We start from the raw sequence: 17,926 nt of genomic DNA on the forward strand, positions 1-17,926 counted from the left end.
ACGAGTGGCGTCTGCTCGGCGGCAAGCCAAGGAAAATCAAGGCTTCGCGCAATTTTCAGTTTGCGGGAGCATCTGCCGGCCAACGAACCCGGCAAAACCGGGTAGAATGCCGCCCACGCAATGAGGGTATTGGAAATGGCTTTAGTCGGGCGCTACAACAGTTTGCAAGTGGTTAAACACACTAACTTCGGTTTATATCTGGACGGCGGTGCCGACGGCGAAATTCTTTTGCCCAACCGTTATATCCCCAAAGATATTCCCAGCGAAGATGAAGACTGGCTCAATGTTTTCATTTATCTGGACAGCGATGACAAACTAATTGCCACCACTGAAAAACCAAAAGTTCAGGTCGGTGAGTTTGCCAGTTTGAAAGTTGTTGAAGTCAACAGCATCGGTGTGTTCCTCGATTGGGGTCTGCCGAAGGATCTGCTGCTGCCTTACTCCGAAGAAAAACGCCAGATGACCGCCGGCGAATACTGCGTGGTGCATGTCTACCTCGACAAACACACCCGCCGCATCACCGCCACCGCGCGTCTTGATCGCTACCTCGACAAGACCCCGGCCAACTACAGCGTGGGCCAGGAAGTTGATCTGCTGGTGGCCGAAGCCACTGACATGGGTTTCAAGGCCGTCATCAACAACAAGCACTGGGGTTTGATCCACAAGAATGAAATCTTCAAGTTCATGCGTTCCGGCATGCGCGAGAAAGGTTTCATCAAGGAAGTGCGCGCCGACGGCAAGATCAGCCTGAGCCTGCAACCGGTGGGGCAGGAAGCGGCCAGCAGCCTGAGTTCGAAGATTCTCGCCAAGTTGCGCGAAAGCAATGGCACCCTGGCCGTCAGCGACAAGAGCGATCCGGCGCTGATCAGCAGCCTGTTCGGTGTCAGCAAGGGCAACTTCAAGAAGGCCATCGGTTCGTTGTACAAGGAAGGCAAGATCGTCATTCATGCCGATCGCATTGAACTAACCTGAGCCTGACGTGGCCCATGTTGCATGGGCCAACCTGAGGTCGGGCAAATGAAAAAAGCGCTGATTGCCTACGTCGCCACGCTGCTGACGTTTCTTTTGCTCGACGGCCTCTGGCTCGGCGTGTTGATGGCGCCGACCTATCGCGAACTGCTCGGTCCGCTGATGCTCGAAAAACCGTTGCTGGTGCCTGCAGCGGTTTTTTATTGCCTGTACGTTTTCGGTTGTGTGGCGTTTGTGGTGTTGCCGGCGCTGAACTGGCAACGCGCCGCCCGCATGGGGGCGCTGCTAGGGCTGGTCGCTTACGGCACCTATGACCTGACCAACTGGGCGACGCTACGTGGCTGGTCGGTGCAGGTGACGTTGCTGGATTGGGCATGGGGGACGTTTGCCACGGCGCTGGCCTGTACGGTCGGATTTGTCGTGGTTGGCCGGTTGGGCAGATCAGCCAGCTGATTTCGGTTGATTGAACTGACGCCATCGCTGGCAAGCCAGCTCCCACAATGTCCCAGTCGTACACAAAATCTGTAAGCGCCGCTGATACTGTGGGAGCTGGCTTGCCAGCGATTGACGGCGCAGCCGTCAGCCATTCACTGCTGACGTTGCAGGAGCATCAAATGTCTCTTCCAGACGGCTTTTTCTGGCCAACTGGTTAATAATCCCCTAGACCATTTTTCGCCCCGGACGAAGAGCCGGGGCTTTGTTTTGACCATTGGAAAACTGCCATGTCGTGTGTGTTCGAGGTGTTGCGGTGAGCGTCAGTCGGCGCAGTGCCGACGGCTTTGCCCTGCAGGTGATGATCGGCCTGTGCCTGATCTGGGGTGTGCAGCAGGTGCTGATCAAGTGGGCGGCAAGCGATATCGCGCCGGTGATGCAGGCGGCTGGGCGGTCGGGGATTTCCGCGTTGCTTGTAGGACTGCTCATCTGCTGGAAGGGCGGCTGGGATCAGGTCGGTACGACCTGGCGCGGCGGCTTGTTGGCCGGTGCCTTGTTCGGGCTTGAGTTCCTGTTCATTTCCGAAGGTTTGCAACTGACCACTGCGGCGCACATGTCGGTTTTCCTCTACACCGCGCCGATCTTCACCGCGCTGGGCGTGCATTTCCTGTTGCCCAGCGAACGTCTGCGACCGGTGCAATGGCTGGGGATCTTCATGGCATTTGTCGGGATCGCGGTAGCGTTTGCCGGCGGCGTGTCATGGGACAACCTCGATCACCGCATGCTGCTGGGCGATGCTCTCGGCGTACTGGCCGGGGCCAGTTGGGGCGCGACCACCGTGGTGGTGCGCGCCTCGCGCCTGTCGGAAGCGCCGGTGACGCTGACGCTGTTTTATCAGCTGATCGTCGGTTTCGTCGGTTTGCTGTTGATCGCACTGCTCAGCGGCCAGATCACCCACGTCAGCCTGACCGCCGTGGCGGTGGGCAGCGTGCTGTTCCAGGGCCTGGTGGTGTCGTTCTTCAGTTACCTGACCTGGTTCTGGCTGCTGCGCCGTTATCTGGCGGCCAATCTGGCGGTGTTTTCCTTCATGACGCCGTTGTTCGGCGTCACGTTCGGCGTGGTGCTGCTCGGCGAAGAACTGAGCCTGAACTTCATCATCGGTGCCGTGCTGGTGTTGCTCGGCATCACCTTCGTCAGCGCGGAACAGTGGGTGCGTCGGCGTTTGCGCAAAGCGCTCGGCCAGTCGTAAGCGGCTTCCACGCCAGGCCACCGGCAATCAGCAGGCCGCTGCCGGCGATCACCAGCGCCGGTTGCAGGCCACCGCTGAAGTGGCTGCTGACCGCCGCCAGCAACGGCCCGCTGAGCTGACCGACAGCGAAGCACGCGGTGAGCAGGCCGGCGTTGCGCTGGGTGGCGTGGGGCGCCAGCTCCCGGGAGCGCTGCATCACCAGTTGCATGCAGGCCAGGAACGGCGTGCCGCACAGGATCACACCCAAAGCCAGGCCGAGGCCGCTGCCCAGCAGGCAGGCAAACACTCCGGCGGCCTGCAACCACAACGTCGCCATCAGCCAGTGACGGGTGGTGTCCGGGTCGTGTCGACGCAAGCTCACCAGCAACACGCCAATCGCGGCGCCGAGGCCGAAGCATGGCCAGAACAGATCCGCCTGCCATTGCCCGTGAAACTGCGCGTTGGCCATCTGCGACAGGAACGTGGCCGGAATGATGTAGCCCACGCCGTACAGGGCATACACCACTGCCAATCGCCCAATCCCGCGATTCGAATGATTGACGGCGGCAGGCGCGACGTTTGCACCGACGCCCGGTTGCGGCAGGATCCGCACGATCCCCAGCAACATCACCAGCGCCACGGCGGCATAGATCAGCCACAAAGTGGCGGAAGTCTGCTGCGCCAGATGCGAGAACAGCGCCAGCAACCCCGTCAGAAAGATTCCAAGGCCCGGCCCGGCAAACACCAGCGCTCCCAATCGCGGACGACCCGCCGCCGCAGCCAGCGGCTGACTCAGCGCCGTAATCATCACCAGCACCCAGGCACTCGCCACACCCGTGCCGAAGCGCAGCAGCAAGTGCGACCAGAAGCCGTTGGCCCAGAACGACGCCAGTGTCAGCAGTACACACAGCCACAAGCCACCATGCAGGCGCCGTTGCACCTGATCGGGCCGACGGGAAAACATCGCGTCCACGGCGCCGAGCAGATAGCCGAGGTAGTTCGCGGCTGCAATCAGACCGGCGGCAGTCAGGTCGATCTGCCCTTCGCTGATCAGGTGGGGAAGTTGCGGTGTGAGGGCGAAACGCCCGATGCCCATGGCCATCATCAGGGCAATGAAACTGGCGGATAAGCGAATCAGCGGCGACATGGTCTGGATTCCGTTGGAAGGTTCGATGACCGTCAGGCTAGGACTGATTGACTTTCTTTAAAATTGAATAATAGTGAGTAACTTGTTCTGTTCAGGAGAAAGGTTGTGGAGTTCAGCCAATTGCGGATCTTCCAGGCCGTGGCGGAGGAGGGCTCGATCACTCGCGCCGCCGAACGCCTGCACCGCGTGCCGTCGAACCTGTCGACCCGGCTCAAGCAGCTCGAAGAGCAACTGGGCGTCGAACTGTTCGTCCGCGAGCGTCAGCGTTTGCAGTTGTCACCTGCGGGAAAAGTCCTGCTGGACTACACCGGCAAACTGTTCGCCCTGCGCGATCAGGCCAGTGCGGCGGTGATGGGCGGGCAACCGGCGGGGGATTTCGTGCTCGGTACGTTGTACAGCACCGCCGCGATTCATTTGCCGGCGTTGCTGGCGCGCTATCACAAGCAGTATCCGGCGGTGAATCTTCAGGTGCAGTCCGGGCCCAGCGGCGAGTTGCTCGAAGGGCTGCTCACCGGGCGGCTCGACGCCGCGCTGGTGGACGGCCCGCCGCAACTGGCCGGGATCGACGGCGTGCCGCTGTGCAGCGAGCGGCTGGTGCTGATCAGCGAGGCCGATCACCCGCCGGTGCGCAGTGCCAAGGATGTCGAGGGGCGGGCGGTGTTCACCTTTCGTCATGGCTGCGCCTACCGCGCGCGGCTGGAGTCGTGGTTCGCCCACTATCACGCGGCGATGGGCCGGGCGATGGAGATCGAGTCCTACCAGGGAATGCTGGCTTGCGTAATTGCCGGCAGCGGCGTGGCGCTGATGTCGGAGTCGATGCTCGCCAGCCTGCCGGGGCGCGAAAGTGTCGCAGTGCACCCGCTGGCCGAACCTTTTGCCAGTGCGACAACGTGGCTCATGTGGCGCCGGGGCATGGTCGGGGCCAACCTCAATGCGTGGATTGAACAGCAGCAGGCGCTCTATCCCGTGGCTGGCGAAGATACCCGGGAAACGGCTTGAACGAACGGTCAGGGATTCTGATCCATTCAGTAACAGATCATTGCGGATTTCGCCGAGCATTGCGTAGGACTTCGGACTATTATCAGTGCGAAGCGGCTACAGAATTCCGGCCGCTCAGCACCACCCTGAAGGGGGCATGACGATGAAAGAGAAAATTCAGAACTGGCTGCACGATTTGGGTGTTGCCCTCGGCTTGATCGAACCGCCTCTGCAACCGGTCCCGATTCGTACTGACGACGAACAGCGTCGGCGTCAGCAGCGTCGGCGGTAATGCCTTCCGGCTTCAAGGATTAAAGATTAGAGAGGTCGCCGTTTCGGGCGGCTCCGGCAGAAAAGAAGCTGGAGCCGCCCGAAACGGCGACCTTTTGCTATTCAGTGTCGCCCGATTTCCAACAGAAACCGGCTCAAGTCATTCGCGGTTTTCGCGCTCTTGAGCATGCGGTCCTCTTCTGCGGTGAATGCCGTCAGTCCGAATTCATCTTCCAGGTGGAAGATCAGATCCTCGATGTCCGCCTTCTCCAGACCCAGCTCCGCCAGACTGGTGTTGTCATTGAAGTCGCGGTGTTCCAGCAGGCGTTTGATGAATCGGTGCACGGCGGCACGCACGGCAGCTCTTCTCATGGCAGATGTTCAAAAAGTGGCGGGATCTGACTGGAGTACAGCAGGCCTCAGGCGTGTCGGCGCAACCATTCGTCAATCATTGAACGTAAATGCTCTCCCGAGAAACTGCCGAAATGCCCGCCATGCACCGTGCGGATCTTCAGGGCCTGCAAGCGTCGCAAGCTGGCGGCGTAATCCTCGAGATTGGAGTGGTAGGCGTCTTCGATCAGCGGCCCGTCGTAGATGATGTCGCCGCTGAACAGGGTTTCGGTGGCGGCTTCATAGAGGCTGATACCGCCCGGTGAATGCCCCGGCGTGTGCAGCACCTGCAACGTGCGGTTGCCCAGGTCCAGCACATCACCGTCCTCGACAAACCCGGTGGCCGGCGCAGCCTTGACCCGGTATTCGGCGTAGCACAACGGGCAATCCGGGTGCGCTTCGAACATGTCGTCGCCGACGAAGGCCCGGCTCAAGTCATTCTCGCCATCCGGCGCAGCCAGAATGTCCGCCTCGGCGGGATGCACCAGCCGTTCGGCAAATTCGTGATGCCCGGCGATGTGATCGAAATGGCAATGACTGGCCACCGCCACCAGCGGCCGTTCGGTCAGCCACGGCAGTTGTTCGCGCAGGCTCACCAGTCCGGAACCACTGTCGAGCAGCAGATCCTTGTCCCGACCCTGAACATGCCACAGGTTGCAGCGGTAGAACGGGCGGATGTAGGGCTCGTGGATCAGGCGAATGCCGTCGCTCAGGTGCTGCACTTCGAACCATTGGTCCCGGGAAACAATCTTCATCGGCCATTTTCTCCAGACGAAAAAAAACGAGTGTGGCAACCGACGCCACACCCGTCGAAGAAAGCATCAAGTCGTTATGTTCAGCTTAGATCGCGCTGGCCACCACGTTTGGGCGGCGGGACATCAGGCTGACCACCACAAAACTCACCAGACCCACAGCCAGGCTGTAGTAGATCGGGGTGTTGGCGTCCAGACCGTCCTTGACCATGAACAGCAGGGCGGTAGCGAAACCCAGGCCCATGCTGGCGATGGCGCCGGCGGTGGTGGCGCGTTTCCAGAAAATCGCACCGATCAGCGGGATCAGCATGCCGCCCACCAGCAGGTTGTAGGCCAGGGTCAGGGCGCTGATCACGTCATTCACAATCAGCGCGATACCCAGCACCACAACACCGGTCAGCAGGGTGAACAGGCGGTTGATGCCGAGGCTCGACTGTTTGCCGCCACGCAGTTTCGGCAGCAGGTCTTCGGTCAGGGTGGTGGCGGCGGCGAGCAGGCCGGCGCTGGCGGTGGACATCATCGCGGCCAGGGCAGCGGCGATCACCAGACCCCGGATGCCGTCCGGCAGCGACAGTTTGACGATGGCGGCGAAGGCGTTGTTGACGTTATCCAGATCCGGGATCAGTACGTGCGCTGCCATGCCGATCAGGGCGCAGGCCAGACCGTAGAGGATGCAGTAGATGCCCGCGAAGCTGCCGGCGTACTGAGCCACTTTTTCATTCTTGACGGTGAACACCCGTTGCCAGATGTCCTGACCGATCAGGATGCCGAAGAAGTAGATCATGAAGTAGGTGATGATCGTGTCCCAGCCGATGGTGGTGAAGTTGAACGCCGCCGCCGGCAGCTTCAGCACCAGTTCGTCCCAGCCACCGACTTTGTACAGGCAGATTGGCAACAGGATGAACATCAGGCCCACGGTCTTGATGATGAACTGGACGATGTCGGTCAGGGTCAGCGACCACATGCCGCCGATGGCCGAGTACACCACCACCACGCCACCGCCGAGCAGTACCGAGACCCAGAACGGCAAGCCGAACAGCACTTGCAATACGGTGCCGATGGCGAGGATCGAGGTCACGCCGATCATCAGCGCGTAGGCCAGCATGATCGCCGCGCTCGCCGAGCGGGCCATCGGGTTGTAGCGTTTTTCCAGGACCTGGGTAACGGTGTAGATCTTCAGTTTCAGCAGCGGCTTGGCCAGGAACAGGTTCAGCGCGACGATGCCGCAACCCAGTGCCGCGCACAGCCAGAAACCGGAGATGCCGTGCACGTAGCCCAGACGCACGGTGCCGACGGTGGACGCGCCACCCAGAACGGTCGCGGCCATGGTGCCCATGTACAGGCTCGGGCCGAGGTTACGCCCGGCGACGAGGAAGTCCTCGTTGGTCTTGGCTTTGCGCATGCCGAAATAGCCGAGCAAGAGCATGCCGGCCGCGTAGATGAGGACGACGAATAAATCCAAAGCCATGATGGCGTGTCTCCGATTGTCTTTTTTATGGGGTGGAACACTGTGGGAGAAGGCTGACTCCCACAGGCGATTCGTTTCTTCAGGCGGCCTGACGCAGCGCCGCTTCAGCCGGCGCATGGGCGCCTTTGCTCCGTGGATCCTTCGGCCCGTAGACCAGCGCCGGTTCCGGGAACAGGCTCAGCAGCATCAGGTACATCACCGAGGCCAGACCGAGGGTCACCAGCAGGCTGATGTCGATGCCTCCAGCCAGTTCACCCAGCGGGCCGACGAACTGCCCCGGCAGGTTGACGAAGCACAGGCCGACCGCCGCGCTCGGGATCCATGCACCCAGGCCGCGCCAGTTCCAGCCGTGGCTGAACCAGTAGCGTCCGCCTTGCTCGCCGCGAGTGAACACTTGCAGGTCGTCCGGGCAGTAGAAGCCGCGACGCACCACCAGGCCGATGATCATGATCACCATCCATGGCGTGGTGCAGGTGATGATCAGCACGGCGAAGGTCGACACGCTCTGCACCAGGTTCGCTGCGAAGCGCCCGATGAAGATGAAGGCAATCGACAGCACGCCGATCAGCAGCGTCGCCTTGACCCGCGACAGCAGGCGCGGGAACACGCTGGACATGTCCAGCCCGGTGCCATACAGCGAGGTGGTGCCGGTGGACATGCCGCCGATCACCGCAATCAGGCATACCGGCAGGAAGAACCAGCTCGGCGATACCGCCAGCAGACCGCCGACGTAGTTGTTGGCCGCGATGTAGTCCGGTGCCTGGATCGCTACGATGGTGGCGGTGGTCAGGCCGAACAGGAACGGAATGAAGGTGGCGATCTGCGAGAAAATCACCGCCGCCATGATCCGCTTGCGCGAAGTCTCACGCGGGATATAACGGGCCCAGTCACCGAGGAACGCGCCGAAGGAAATCGGGTTGCTCATGGCCACCAGCGCGGCGCCGATGAACGCGGCCCAGAAGCCCGGCTGGCCGAGGCTGACGGTGCCGGCGTAGTGCGAATCGAAAGGACCGGCGAAAGCGAAGATGCCCAGCAGGAACAGCAGGCTCGCGCTCCACACCGCGACCTTGTTCACCCACAGCAGGAAGCGGAAGCCATAGATGCACACGGTCAGCACCAGCACCGCGAACAGACCGTAGGCCAGGCCCAGGGTCAGGTCGGTTTCCGGCAGGTCGATCAGGCGTTTCGCACCACCGATCAGCGCATCCCCCGAACTCCACACCGAGAGCGAGAAGAAGGCGATGGCGGTCAACAGCGACAGGAACGAACCGACGATTCGCCCGTGCACGCCGAAGTGCGCACCGGACGACACGGCATTGTTGGTGCCGTTGAGCGGGCCGAACAGGCCCATCGGTGCGAGGATCAGCGAGCCGAGCAGCACGCCCGAGACAATCGCCCAGACGCCCGCCTGAAAGGACAGGCCGAACAGCACCGGGAAACTGCCGAGCACGGCGGTGGCAAAGGTATTCGCGCCGCCAAAGATCATGCGGAACAAATCCACGGGACCGGCGGTGCGTTCGTTGTCCGGGATCTGCTCGACCCCGTGGGTTTCAATCTGCGTAAGGCTTTGGTCTTTGTTGTTGTTATTCATGATCTGCTCCGATCATAAAGGCGCGCTCATCGTGTCGTGAGCGTCACCTGTCTTGGCTAAGGGGGTGGCAGCCCTTCCGGCATTGCGGACAAATGTTCGTGGCAGGCCAGCCAATGGCCTTGTTGTTCTAGGCTCGACGCTTGTTTCCTGAAAACAATCGTCTCGCGCTCCTGGCTGAAGTGTTGCTCCCCTTGCATGCGCAGCTCGGTGGCCACGTCATGGATAAACACCGCCAAGTCACCCTGCAGGCTGACGAAGGCGTTGCTCGAAGTGCACGACAGCACTTCGAAGCCATCCTCGGCGCGCCAGCTGTCCCACAACGCCTGATAGGCATCGCGCGACAGCAGTGGCTGTTCGAGGGTGTAGAACACGAAGCTCGCATCGGCGCTGAACGCGCCGAAGTAGGCTTCGCGATCGTTGCGGGCGAAGGCGGACACCAGATCGGCGGCCGCTTTCAGAACCTGATCACGTTCGTTCATGACCCGACCCTCAGCGGTGGACCACGCCCGGCAGTACGCAGAGCATTTCGTACAGCAGGTTGGCGGCCAGCAGCGAGGTGTTGCCGGTGGTGTCATAAGCGGGCGAGACTTCTACCAGATCGCAGCCGATCAGGTCGAGGCCCTGGCAGCCGCGAACGATTTCAATCGCCTGAATGGTCGTCAGACCACCGATTTCCGGGGTGCCGGTGCCCGGTGCCCAGGCCGGGTCAATGCCGTCGATGTCGAAGCTCAGGTACACCGGGCCGCCACCGACTTTCTCGCGCACTTCGGCCATCAGTGGTTCCAGCGACTTGTGCCAGCACTCTTCGGCTTGAACAACGCGGAAGCCCTGATCGCGGCTCCAGTTGAAGTCGTCAGCGGTGTAACCCTGCGCACGCAGACCAATCTGCACCACGCGGTCGCAGTCCAGAAGACCTTCTTCGACGGCGCGACGGAAGGTCGTGCCGTGGGCGATCTTCTCGCCGAACATGTGATCGTTGACGTCAGCGTGAGCGTCGATGTGCACCAGACCGACCTTGCCGTGCTTTTTGTGGATGGCACGCAGGATCGGCAGGGTGATGGTGTGGTCGCCACCCAGGGTCATCGGGATCACGTTGTGCTCGAGAATGTTGTCGTAGGCTTCTTCGATGATGCGCACGGCGTCGAGCAGGTTGAAGGTGTTGATTGCCACGTCACCGATGTCGGCAACCGACAGCGAGTCGAACGGCGCGGCGCCGGTGGCCATGTTGTACGGGCGGATCATCACCGATTCGGTGCGGATGTCGCGCGGCCCGAAGCGGGTGCCGGGGCGCAGCGAAGTACCGATGTCCAGTGGCACGCCAACGAAGGCAGCGTCCAGGCCGGCAGCGGTCGGTACATGGGGGAGTCGGAGCATGGTGGCGATGCCGCCGAAGCGCGGCATTTCGTTGCCGCCCAGTGGTTGGTGAAGAATCTTGTCCACGGGTAGGGCCTCATCGTCTTTGTTTTATTTATGTCGGCGCGCCGCATTCGCAAGGTCACGGGCACCGCTGTGGGCCGATTCTGCGAAATGTAGTGAGGCGGAAGAATCGCTACGAACAAAAACTTAGTTCAGATTTTTCTAAACTAATCGAAAGGCTGGAGATAGACTTCTCGCCCATGCTCGTTGCCCGATCAGTGGAGTCCCCATGGCCAACGCTTTACCCGACCTGAAACTTTTGCGCATCTTCGTCAGCGTCGTGCGGCATCAGGGGTTTGCCAACGCGCAGCAGGAACTCAACCTGTCGACCTCGGCAATCAGTACCTACATGAGCCAGCTCGAAGCCGCCCTCGGTCTGGTGCTGTGCCATCGCGGGCGGGGCGGGTTCAGCCTGACCAGCAAGGGCGAGCTGTTCCATCAGGAAACCCTGCGCCTGCTCGCCGAACTCGAAGGCTTCGAGCAATACGCCGCCGCGCTCAAGGGCGAACTGCGCGGCACGCTCAATCTGGGGGTGATCGACTCCACCGTCAGCGACAAGGCCCTGCCGTTCGCCGAAGCCATCGGCGCCTACAGCCAGGAACACCCGGCGGTGCATTTGCACCTGTCGGTGATGAGTCCCTACGAATTGCAACTCGGCGTGCAGGACAACCGCCTCGATCTGGCCATCGGCGCGTTTTCCACGCGCATGAGCGGTCTGGTGTACATGCCGCTGTACCGCGAACAGCACTGGCTGTATTGCAGCAGCCGTCACCCGTTATTCAACGAACGGCGGATTCCCGAACAGGTCATCACCCAGCAACGCATGGTCGGGCGCGGCTACTGGAGCCAGGCGGAACTGGCACGCCACGGTTTCAAACACAGTGCCGCTACCGTGGAAAGTATGGAGGCGCAGCTGATTCTGGTGCTGTCCGGCGCATACATCGGCTACCTGCCGGAGCATTACGCCCAGGCCTGGGCCGACAAGGGCGACCTGCGGGTTCTGTTGCCGGCGACCTTCGGTTATCAGGCGCCGTTTTCCATGATCATGCGCCGTGGCCGCAGCCGCGAGCCGCTGATCCAGACTTTCCGTGACCTGCTCAAAGCGCAGCTCAATCAGGCATAAGAACATGTCCAGACCTCAATGCCCGCGCTGCCTGCGCCCACAAACCCACTGCCTGTGCCCGCTGATCCCCAGCCTCGACAGCCGCACCCGCGTGTTGCTGTTGCAGCACCCGAGCGAGGTCAATCACGCGCTCAACACCGCACGGCTGGCAGCGCTCGGTTTGAACAATGCCGAACTGATCGTCGGCGAGGTGTTCAAGGATCTGCCTGCGTTGCTGAACCGGCCGGGCTATCGGGCGCGGTTGCTGTTCCCGGCGGACGATGCACAGCCGATGCAGGCTTACACCGCGTCCGATGAACCGCTGTTGCTGGTAGTGCCGGACGGCACGTGGCGCAAGGCGCGCAAGATGCTGCACCTCAATCCGCTGCTGGCGGCGTTGCCACGGGTGACGCTGGCGCAGGGCGGGGTTTCACGGTATCGGCTGCGCAAGGCACCGGGGCCGGGGGCGTTGTCGACCATCGAGGCGATTGTTCAGGCGTTGCAGACCCTGGAAGCGCCAGCCTCTTTCGATCCGTTGCTCAAGCCGTTCGAGGCGTTGATCGAGGGGCAGATTGCGGCAATGGGGGAGGAGACCTTTCAGCGCAATCATTCTGAAAAATGATCATTGCTCCTGCTGGCCCCATCGCTGGCAAGCCAGCTCCCACAGGTTTAGCGTCGGACTCAGACTTTGTGCTCGAAAGGAACACTGTGGGAGCTGGCTTGCCAGCGATGAGGCCAGATTATTCACTACAAACTCCGGATCATCACTACCGCTCGCGCATCGCTTCGGTCCGGGCCTTCAGCACCGGTTTGAGCAAGTAATCCAGCACGCTTTTTTCCCCGGTAATGATGTCCACCGTGGCGACCATCCCCGGGATGATCAGCAACGGCTTCACATCCCCGCCCAAATGATTTTTGTCGGTACGCACCTGGATCAGGTAGAAGCTGTTGCCCTTGTCGTCGGTGATGGTGTCGGCACCGATCAGCTCCAGCTTGGCGCTGAGCCCGCCGTAGATCGTGTAGTCATAGGCGCTGAACTTGACCATGGCTTTCTGGCCCGGGTGCAGGAACGCCACGTCCTGCGGACGCACCTTGGCTTCGATCAGCAGGTTGTCTTCCAGCGGCACGATTTCCACCATGTCGCTGCCTGGCTGAACCACGCCGCCGATGGTGTTGACCTTCAATTGCTTGATCACCCCGTGTACCGGCGAGGTCACGGTGGTGCGGCTGACGCGGTCGTCGATGGCGATGCTCGACGCGGTGATTTTCGACAGGTCGGTGCGCTTCTGGTTGAGGTCCTTGGCGGCGTCGGAACGGAAGGTCTGTTCCGATTCGTCGATCTTGCTCTTGATCTCGTTGATCGCCGATTCCGCCCGTGGAATCGCCAGGGTCGTGGCGTTCAACGAGCCACGAATTTCCACCGCGCTGCGTTTGAGCCGCAGGATCTCCACCGGCGAAACCGCCCCGGTACCCACCAGCGGCGACGACATGTTCATCTCTTGCTGCAACAGCGCCAGGCTGGAACTGTATTGACCCTGCTTGGAGCGAAACTCCGCCAGTTCCTGAGTCTTCTGCCGCAATTGTTCGGTGAGGGTGCGCTGTTCGCTGGCCAGGCGCCGCTGGCGCTGGTCGTAGAGCGCGCGTTCGTCTTCGGCCACTTGCGGCGCCTTGCTGACGATCTCGTCCGAGAGCTTCATCGGCCGGCCTTCGGACTCCGCCGACAAACGCTCGACCTGCGCCATCAACGCGTAGCGATCAGCCTCGCTCTCGCCCTTGTTCGACAGAAACCGCGTGTCATCCAGACGCAGCAGGGTATCGCCCTTGTTCACCATTTGCCCTTCACGCACGAAGATCTCGGTGACGATCCCGCCTTCGAGGTTCTGGATCACCTGGACCTTGCTCGACGGAATCGCCTTGCCTTCGCCCATGGTCACTTCTTCGAGCACCGCAAACTTGGCCCAGACCAGCGCGCTGATCAGCAGCGCCGCTGCCAGCCACACGGTGATCCGCGACCAGCGCGGCGAATCCTGCAACGACGCGCCGGCGGTTTCCGGCATGAATTCGGCCTCGGCGCTTTTGCCGAAACTGTCGAAGTAACCGCGCGATTTTGAAGAAGAGGAAGCAGACATGGGCAACTCCTAGACTGCCGCCGAGCCGACCCGGCCCTTGCGCAGTGCATCGATGACCGCATCCTTCGGACCGTCGGCTACGATCCGGCCGTTGTCCAGCACCAGCAACCGGTCCACCAGGCTCAGCATCGAGGTGCGGTGGGTGACCAGCAGCAGCGTCTTGCCCTGCACCCAGCCGTGGAGCTTCTGGCGCAGGACGTCTTCGCTGCTGTTGTCCATGGCGCTGGTGGGTTCGTCGAGCAGCATGATCGGCGGATCGAGCAACAGCGCCCGGGCCAGCAACACCGCCTGGCGCTGACCGCCGGAGAGCAATTGCCCGCGTTCTCCCACCGGCCGGTCGAAGCCTTGAGGGTGCTGGCGGGCCAGTTCGGTGACGCCGGTCAGTTCGGCGACTTCGAGCATCCGCGAATCGCTGACGTAACGGGCGCCGAGGGTCAGGTTGTCACGCAGGCTGCCGGCCAGCAGCGGCAGGTCGTGGGCGACGTAACCGATCTGCTGGCGCAGGTCGGCGACATCCAGTTGCCGCAGGTCGAGGCCGTCGAGCAGCAACTGGCCTTCTTCCGGTTCGTAAAAACCCATCACCAGCCGCGCCAGGGTGCTTTTGCCGGAACCGCTGCGGCCGATGATGCCGATGCGTTCGCCGGGTTTGAGGCTGAAACTGACATTGCTCAGGGCCGGGGCATTCTGGCCGTTGTAATGGAAGGTCACACCGCTGACGTCCAGCGCGCCTTGCAGTTGCGTGCGTTCCAGGGGCCGCTGTTTTCCGTCGCGTTCCTGAGGCAGGGCCATCAGCGCGTCGGTGCTTTTCATGGTCAGTTGCGCTTGCTGGTAGCGGGTGATCAGCCCGGCGATCTGGCCCAGTGGTGCGAGCACGCGGCTGCCGAGCATATAACTGGCCACCAGCGCGCCGACGCTGAGGTTGCCGGCGATGATGCTATAGACCCCGGCCACAATCGTTGCCATCCCCGAAAACTGCTGGATGAACAGCGTGCCGTTGGTGGCCAGCGCCGAGAGATTGCGCGCATGGCTGTCGAGGCGGGTGAGGGCGCCGTGGGTGCTTTCCCATTTGTGCTGGCGCTCGCTTTCGGCGCTGCAGGCCTTGAGGGTTTCCAGGCCGCCGAGGGTTTCGATCAGCAGCGCCTGACGCTCGGCACCGAGGCTCAGGCTTTTCTGCACGGTGTCACGCAGGCGCGCCTGAATGATCATCGCGAACATGATCGTGATCGGAAACGCCAGCAACGGAATCACCACCAGCCAGCCACCGAGCAGGCCGATCACCACCAGCATCAACACCACGAACGGCAGGTCGATCAGGCTGGTCAGGGTCACGGCGGTGAGAAATTCCCGCAGCCCCTGAAAGTCATGAATGCTCTGGGCGAAGCCGCCGATGGTCGCCGGCCGGGCCTTCATCGCCATGCCGGTGATGCGCTCAAATAATGTCGCGGAAAGGATCACATCGGTCTTCTTGCCGGCGGTGTCCAGCAGGTGCGCACGTACCACCCGCAGCACCAGTTCGAAACCGGTGCCGATCAGCAACCCGATGGCAAGCACCCACAGGGTCGACGTGGCCTGATTCGGCACTACGCGGTCGTAGGTCTGCATGACGAACAGCGGCACCATCAAGCCCAGCAGGTTGATCAGGAAACTGGCGAGGATCGCGTCGCTGTACAGCCATTTCGACAGCTTCAACGTGTCGCGAAACCACGCCTGGACCCGTGGCACCAACGGTGAACGCAGGTCTTCCAGTTCATGCCGGGGCCGGGCGAACAGGGCTTGGCCGCTGTAGTGTTCGGCGAGTTCTTCGCGGCTGACCCACTGCTCGCCGCCGTCGGCTTCACTGGGCAGGATCAGGGCCTTGCCGTCGTCGGCAAAACGTCGCAACACCGCGGTGCGGCCATTGCCCAGCAGCAACAGCACCGGCAGGTTGAGCGGGGAAATGTCCTTGAGGTCGCGGCGCAGCAGCCGCGCCTGCAAACCGGCCCGGGCCGCCGCACGGGGCAGCAGGTCCAGGCTCAGGCGTTGTTTGTCCAGGGGCAGCCCGGCACTCAGGCTGGCGCGACTGACCGTCGCGCCGTGGAGTTTGCAGAGGATCAACAGACCGTCGAGTAACGGATCATCGAAGCTCAGCCGCGGATCGACCCCGGAAACACCGGGTTCCATGCTGGTCATATTGATCGCTCCCTGGCTACATCATCGGGACTACTTCAGTTCGGGCAAGCGCGCCTCGTTCTTCACTTCGGCAGCGGCAATCGCGTCGGCCGGCAGCACGACCCGTTGCTTGCTCAGTAACTGACCCATGTTCGCCAGCACGCGGTACATCGAAAATTCCTCGGTGTAGCGGATTTCGGTGTAGCGGCGATTGGCGTTGTACAGCTCGTTTTCACTGTCGAGCAGGTCGAGCAGGGTGCGTTGGCCGAGGCCGAACTGATCCTGATACGCGGCGCGCACACGCTTGGTGGTCTCGGCGTATTCGCGGGCGGTCGGGGTCTGCTTCTTGGCATTGACCATGGCGTTCCACGCCAGGTGAATGTTCTCGTTGAGCTGGCGCAGGGCGTTGTTGCGGATGTCCATCGCCTGGTTGATCTGATGCGCATCGGAGGCCAGCCGCGCCTTGTCGCTGCCGCCGCGGAACAGGTTGTAGTTCATCACCACGCCGACGCGCCATTCGTTGTCGTGGCCCTCGTCACCCTGCACGTTGTTGTTGGCGCCGACTGCCGCTTCGGCATCGAAGCGTGGATAGAACGGCGACTTGGCGACTTCGTACTGGCTCTCGGCCGATTGCACGTCGGCCTGGGCGGATTTCAGATACGGGTTGTTTTCGACCATGCTCTGCTGGGCTTCGGGCAGGGTGGCGGGCAATTCACCACGGGTCGAGGCCGGGGTTTCCAGCTCATCGGGCATGCGTCCGACGACGCTGTAGAAGTTCGATTCGGCGTCCGCCAGATCGACCTCAGCGGTGTCGAGGTTGTTCTGTGCCAACGCCTTACGGGCCACCGACTGGTCGGAGTCGGCTGTGCTGCCGATGCCGCGCTGGGTGCGCAGGCCGATCTGGTCGTTGACCCGCAGGTGCGCCTGCAGGTTGTTCCTGGCCAGAGTCACCAGTTCGCGGCGCTTGAGCACTTCGAGATAGACCTCGATGGTGCGCAGGGCCAGATCCTGAGCGGTGCCTTGCGCGTAATACGCGCGCGAGTTGGATACGCCTTTGGTGCGCGCGACTTCGTTGGACGTGTTGAAACCGTCGAACAGCATCTGGCGCAGGCGCAGCTCGGACTGGGTGTAGTTGAGGGTTTCAGTGTTGTGACCGCTCGGGGTCAGCGCCCGGGTGTTGGTGTTGTCGCTATAACCGCGCCCATAGGAAGCATTCAGATCGACGGACGGATAGTAGCCGCCCTTGGCGACGTTCACCTGTTCATCCGCCGACAGTTTCGCGTCGACGCGCGAAGCGAGATCCGGGTGGGTCGCAATGGTGCTCTGGATGGCTTCGGTGAGGTTCATGGCCTGAGCTTGGGATGTGCAAGCCATGGCCAGCAAAACCGCACTGCAGAGGGGGGTTAGAACGCGCATGGGTGCATCTCCCTGAGTCCTGATGGTATTCCGCTGTCGCCAATTTATTGACGATATTTTTAGTGTTTAGCGTCTCATCGCTGTTACAACAGAGCTAAGAACATCCTGAAGCGTAGCTAAGAAAAATTTTTCATATGGCTTATGCCAAAAAAAACTTATGCGCTTCGCCGAATCCGGCACATTGTTCCATTCGAAAGCCTTTGTTTTATGTGCTTTAGGGAGTGCATGAAGGCTTGAGGAAAGTTCCACTCACTTTGCGACATACGGGCGAAGTACTGCTAAAGGGGAGGGACGCGTAGCGGCAAATGAGCGACAGTTTTTTGTCACTCGGGTGATTCACCACCGTTACGTAGCGCTAGTGGGCGTGCTGCATCGATCAGGGATTCCAAGTGCCTGAGGGCGCTGGAGTTTCTGAACTTGCACAACCTGCGAAACGAACTGTCGAGGTGCGAGCGTCGCCCCGACAACCCGCTTGAGCCATGGGCTGCTT

Annotated in this window: 17 protein-coding genes; 7 read left to right on the forward strand and 10 right to left on the reverse strand. The window is 61.6% G+C overall.

Annotated elements, in window-relative coordinates:
* Positions 1-135 precede the first annotated feature (135 nt).
* From IF189_RS07520 to IF189_RS07530, 3 genes are all read left to right on the forward strand, one after another.
* Entirely contained in the window at positions 136-972 is an 837-nt protein-coding gene (locus IF189_RS07520) for a S1 RNA-binding domain-containing protein (protein ID WP_085710349.1), read from the forward strand.
* Between the two features lie 45 nt (positions 973-1,017).
* The gene (locus IF189_RS07525) at positions 1,018-1,422 is read left to right on the forward strand and encodes a DUF2177 family protein (protein ID WP_134825832.1); all 405 of its coding nucleotides are present in this window, start codon (positions 1,018-1,020) and stop codon (positions 1,420-1,422) included.
* Between the two features lie 295 nt (positions 1,423-1,717).
* A complete protein-coding gene (locus IF189_RS07530; RefSeq protein ID WP_134825833.1) occupies positions 1,718-2,650 on the forward strand; it encodes a DMT family transporter in 933 nt (310 codons plus the stop codon).
* On the opposite strand, the gene IF189_RS07535 is transcribed toward IF189_RS07530, so the two are convergent.
* Positions 2,595-3,776, reverse strand: coding sequence for an MFS transporter (locus tag IF189_RS07535; RefSeq protein WP_134825834.1), 1,182 nt, complete (start codon positions 3,774-3,776; stop codon positions 2,595-2,597). The genes IF189_RS07530 and IF189_RS07535 overlap by 56 nt on opposite strands.
* A gap of 105 nt (positions 3,777-3,881) precedes the next feature.
* Here IF189_RS07535 and ptrR point away from each other — a divergent pair, with 105 nt between their 5' ends.
* Both ptrR and IF189_RS28965 read left to right on the forward strand, forming a co-directional pair.
* Positions 3,882-4,775 (forward strand): putrescine utilization regulator PtrR, encoded by an 894-nt coding sequence (gene ptrR, locus IF189_RS07540; protein ID WP_192553074.1) that lies wholly within the window; start codon positions 3,882-3,884, stop codon positions 4,773-4,775.
* A 142-nt stretch (positions 4,776-4,917) separates the two neighbouring features.
* Complete coding sequence (locus IF189_RS28965) at positions 4,918-5,046, forward strand: PA1414 family protein (RefSeq protein WP_007914492.1); 129 nt, start codon at positions 4,918-4,920, stop codon at positions 5,044-5,046.
* A gap of 101 nt (positions 5,047-5,147) precedes the next feature.
* Here IF189_RS28965 and IF189_RS07545 read toward each other — a convergent pair whose 3' ends face one another.
* The 6 genes from IF189_RS07545 to speB form a co-directional block, all read right to left on the reverse strand.
* Positions 5,148-5,396: a phosphopantetheine-containing protein gene (locus IF189_RS07545; protein WP_085710356.1), complete on the reverse strand. Its 249-nt coding sequence runs from the start codon at positions 5,394-5,396 to the stop codon at positions 5,148-5,150.
* A 47-nt stretch (positions 5,397-5,443) separates the two neighbouring features.
* Complete coding sequence (locus tag IF189_RS07550; RefSeq protein WP_134825835.1) at positions 5,444-6,169, reverse strand: MBL fold metallo-hydrolase; 726 nt, start codon at positions 6,167-6,169, stop codon at positions 5,444-5,446.
* An 85-nt stretch (positions 6,170-6,254) separates the two neighbouring features.
* A complete protein-coding gene (locus tag IF189_RS07555; protein WP_085710358.1) occupies positions 6,255-7,634 on the reverse strand; it encodes a sodium:solute symporter in 1,380 nt (459 codons plus the stop codon).
* Between the two features lie 79 nt (positions 7,635-7,713).
* A complete protein-coding gene (locus IF189_RS07560) occupies positions 7,714-9,225 on the reverse strand; it encodes a purine-cytosine permease family protein (RefSeq protein WP_134825836.1) in 1,512 nt (503 codons plus the stop codon).
* 56 nt (positions 9,226-9,281) lie between these two features.
* Positions 9,282-9,704, reverse strand: coding sequence for a YybH family protein (locus IF189_RS07565; RefSeq protein WP_192553075.1), 423 nt, complete (start codon positions 9,702-9,704; stop codon positions 9,282-9,284).
* Positions 9,705-9,714: 10 nt separating this feature from the next.
* Entirely contained in the window at positions 9,715-10,665 is a 951-nt protein-coding gene (speB, locus tag IF189_RS07570; RefSeq protein ID WP_007956591.1) for an agmatinase, read from the reverse strand.
* Between the two features lie 205 nt (positions 10,666-10,870).
* Here speB and IF189_RS07575 point away from each other — a divergent pair, with 205 nt between their 5' ends.
* Positions 10,871-11,764, forward strand: coding sequence for a LysR family transcriptional regulator (locus tag IF189_RS07575; RefSeq protein ID WP_007956593.1), 894 nt, complete (start codon positions 10,871-10,873; stop codon positions 11,762-11,764).
* Positions 11,765-11,768: 4 nt separating this feature from the next.
* Entirely contained in the window at positions 11,769-12,365 is a 597-nt protein-coding gene (locus tag IF189_RS07580; protein WP_192553076.1) for a tRNA-uridine aminocarboxypropyltransferase, read from the forward strand.
* 145 nt (positions 12,366-12,510) lie between these two features.
* Here the strand turns inward: IF189_RS07580 and IF189_RS07585 are convergent, their stop codons facing one another.
* The 3 genes from IF189_RS07585 to IF189_RS07595 are packed head-to-tail and all read right to left on the reverse strand — an operon-like array spanning position 12,511 to position 17,436.
* Positions 12,511-13,872, reverse strand: a complete 1,362-nt coding sequence (locus IF189_RS07585) for an HlyD family type I secretion periplasmic adaptor subunit (RefSeq protein WP_085710363.1) — start codon at positions 13,870-13,872, stop codon at positions 12,511-12,513.
* Positions 13,873-13,881: 9 nt separating this feature from the next.
* Positions 13,882-16,041 (reverse strand): type I secretion system permease/ATPase, encoded by a 2,160-nt coding sequence (locus tag IF189_RS07590; RefSeq protein ID WP_192553077.1) that lies wholly within the window; start codon positions 16,039-16,041, stop codon positions 13,882-13,884.
* 30 nt (positions 16,042-16,071) lie between these two features.
* The gene (locus IF189_RS07595) at positions 16,072-17,436 is read right to left on the reverse strand and encodes a TolC family outer membrane protein (protein ID WP_192553078.1); all 1,365 of its coding nucleotides are present in this window, start codon (positions 17,434-17,436) and stop codon (positions 16,072-16,074) included.
* Positions 17,437-17,926: the final 490 nt, after the last annotated feature.

It is taken from the genome of Pseudomonas sp. IzPS59, from assembly GCF_014863505.1.
Lineage (GTDB): Bacteria > Pseudomonadota > Gammaproteobacteria > Pseudomonadales > Pseudomonadaceae > Aquipseudomonas > Aquipseudomonas kribbensis.

Excerpts from the sequence above, each read along its gene's own strand:
- IF189_RS07585 (WP_085710363.1), bottom strand. The coding sequence starts at position 13,872 with ATGTCTGCTTCCTCTTCTTCAAAATCGCGCGGTTACTTCGACAGTTTC.
- IF189_RS07590 (WP_192553077.1), bottom strand. The coding sequence starts at position 16,041 with ATGACCAGCATGGAACCCGGTGTTTCCGGGGTCGATCCGCGGCTGAGC.
- IF189_RS07550 (WP_134825835.1), bottom strand. The coding sequence starts at position 6,169 with ATGAAGATTGTTTCCCGGGACCAATGGTTCGAAGTGCAGCACCTGAGC.
- IF189_RS07575 (WP_007956593.1), top strand. The coding sequence starts at position 10,871 with ATGGCCAACGCTTTACCCGACCTGAAACTTTTGCGCATCTTCGTCAGC.
- IF189_RS07545 (WP_085710356.1), bottom strand. The coding sequence starts at position 5,396 with ATGAGAAGAGCTGCCGTGCGTGCCGCCGTGCACCGATTCATCAAACGC.
- IF189_RS07525 (WP_134825832.1), top strand. The coding sequence starts at position 1,018 with ATGAAAAAAGCGCTGATTGCCTACGTCGCCACGCTGCTGACGTTTCTT.
- IF189_RS07520 (WP_085710349.1), top strand. The coding sequence starts at position 136 with ATGGCTTTAGTCGGGCGCTACAACAGTTTGCAAGTGGTTAAACACACT.
- IF189_RS07595 (WP_192553078.1), bottom strand. The coding sequence starts at position 17,436 with ATGCGCGTTCTAACCCCCCTCTGCAGTGCGGTTTTGCTGGCCATGGCT.
- IF189_RS07535 (WP_134825834.1), bottom strand. The coding sequence starts at position 3,776 with ATGTCGCCGCTGATTCGCTTATCCGCCAGTTTCATTGCCCTGATGATG.
- IF189_RS28965 (WP_007914492.1), top strand. The coding sequence starts at position 4,918 with ATGAAAGAGAAAATTCAGAACTGGCTGCACGATTTGGGTGTTGCCCTC.
- IF189_RS07580 (WP_192553076.1), top strand. The coding sequence starts at position 11,769 with ATGTCCAGACCTCAATGCCCGCGCTGCCTGCGCCCACAAACCCACTGC.
- IF189_RS07565 (WP_192553075.1), bottom strand. The coding sequence starts at position 9,704 with ATGAACGAACGTGATCAGGTTCTGAAAGCGGCCGCCGATCTGGTGTCC.
- IF189_RS07555 (WP_085710358.1), bottom strand. The coding sequence starts at position 7,634 with ATGGCTTTGGATTTATTCGTCGTCCTCATCTACGCGGCCGGCATGCTC.
- IF189_RS07560 (WP_134825836.1), bottom strand. The coding sequence starts at position 9,225 with ATGAATAACAACAACAAAGACCAAAGCCTTACGCAGATTGAAACCCAC.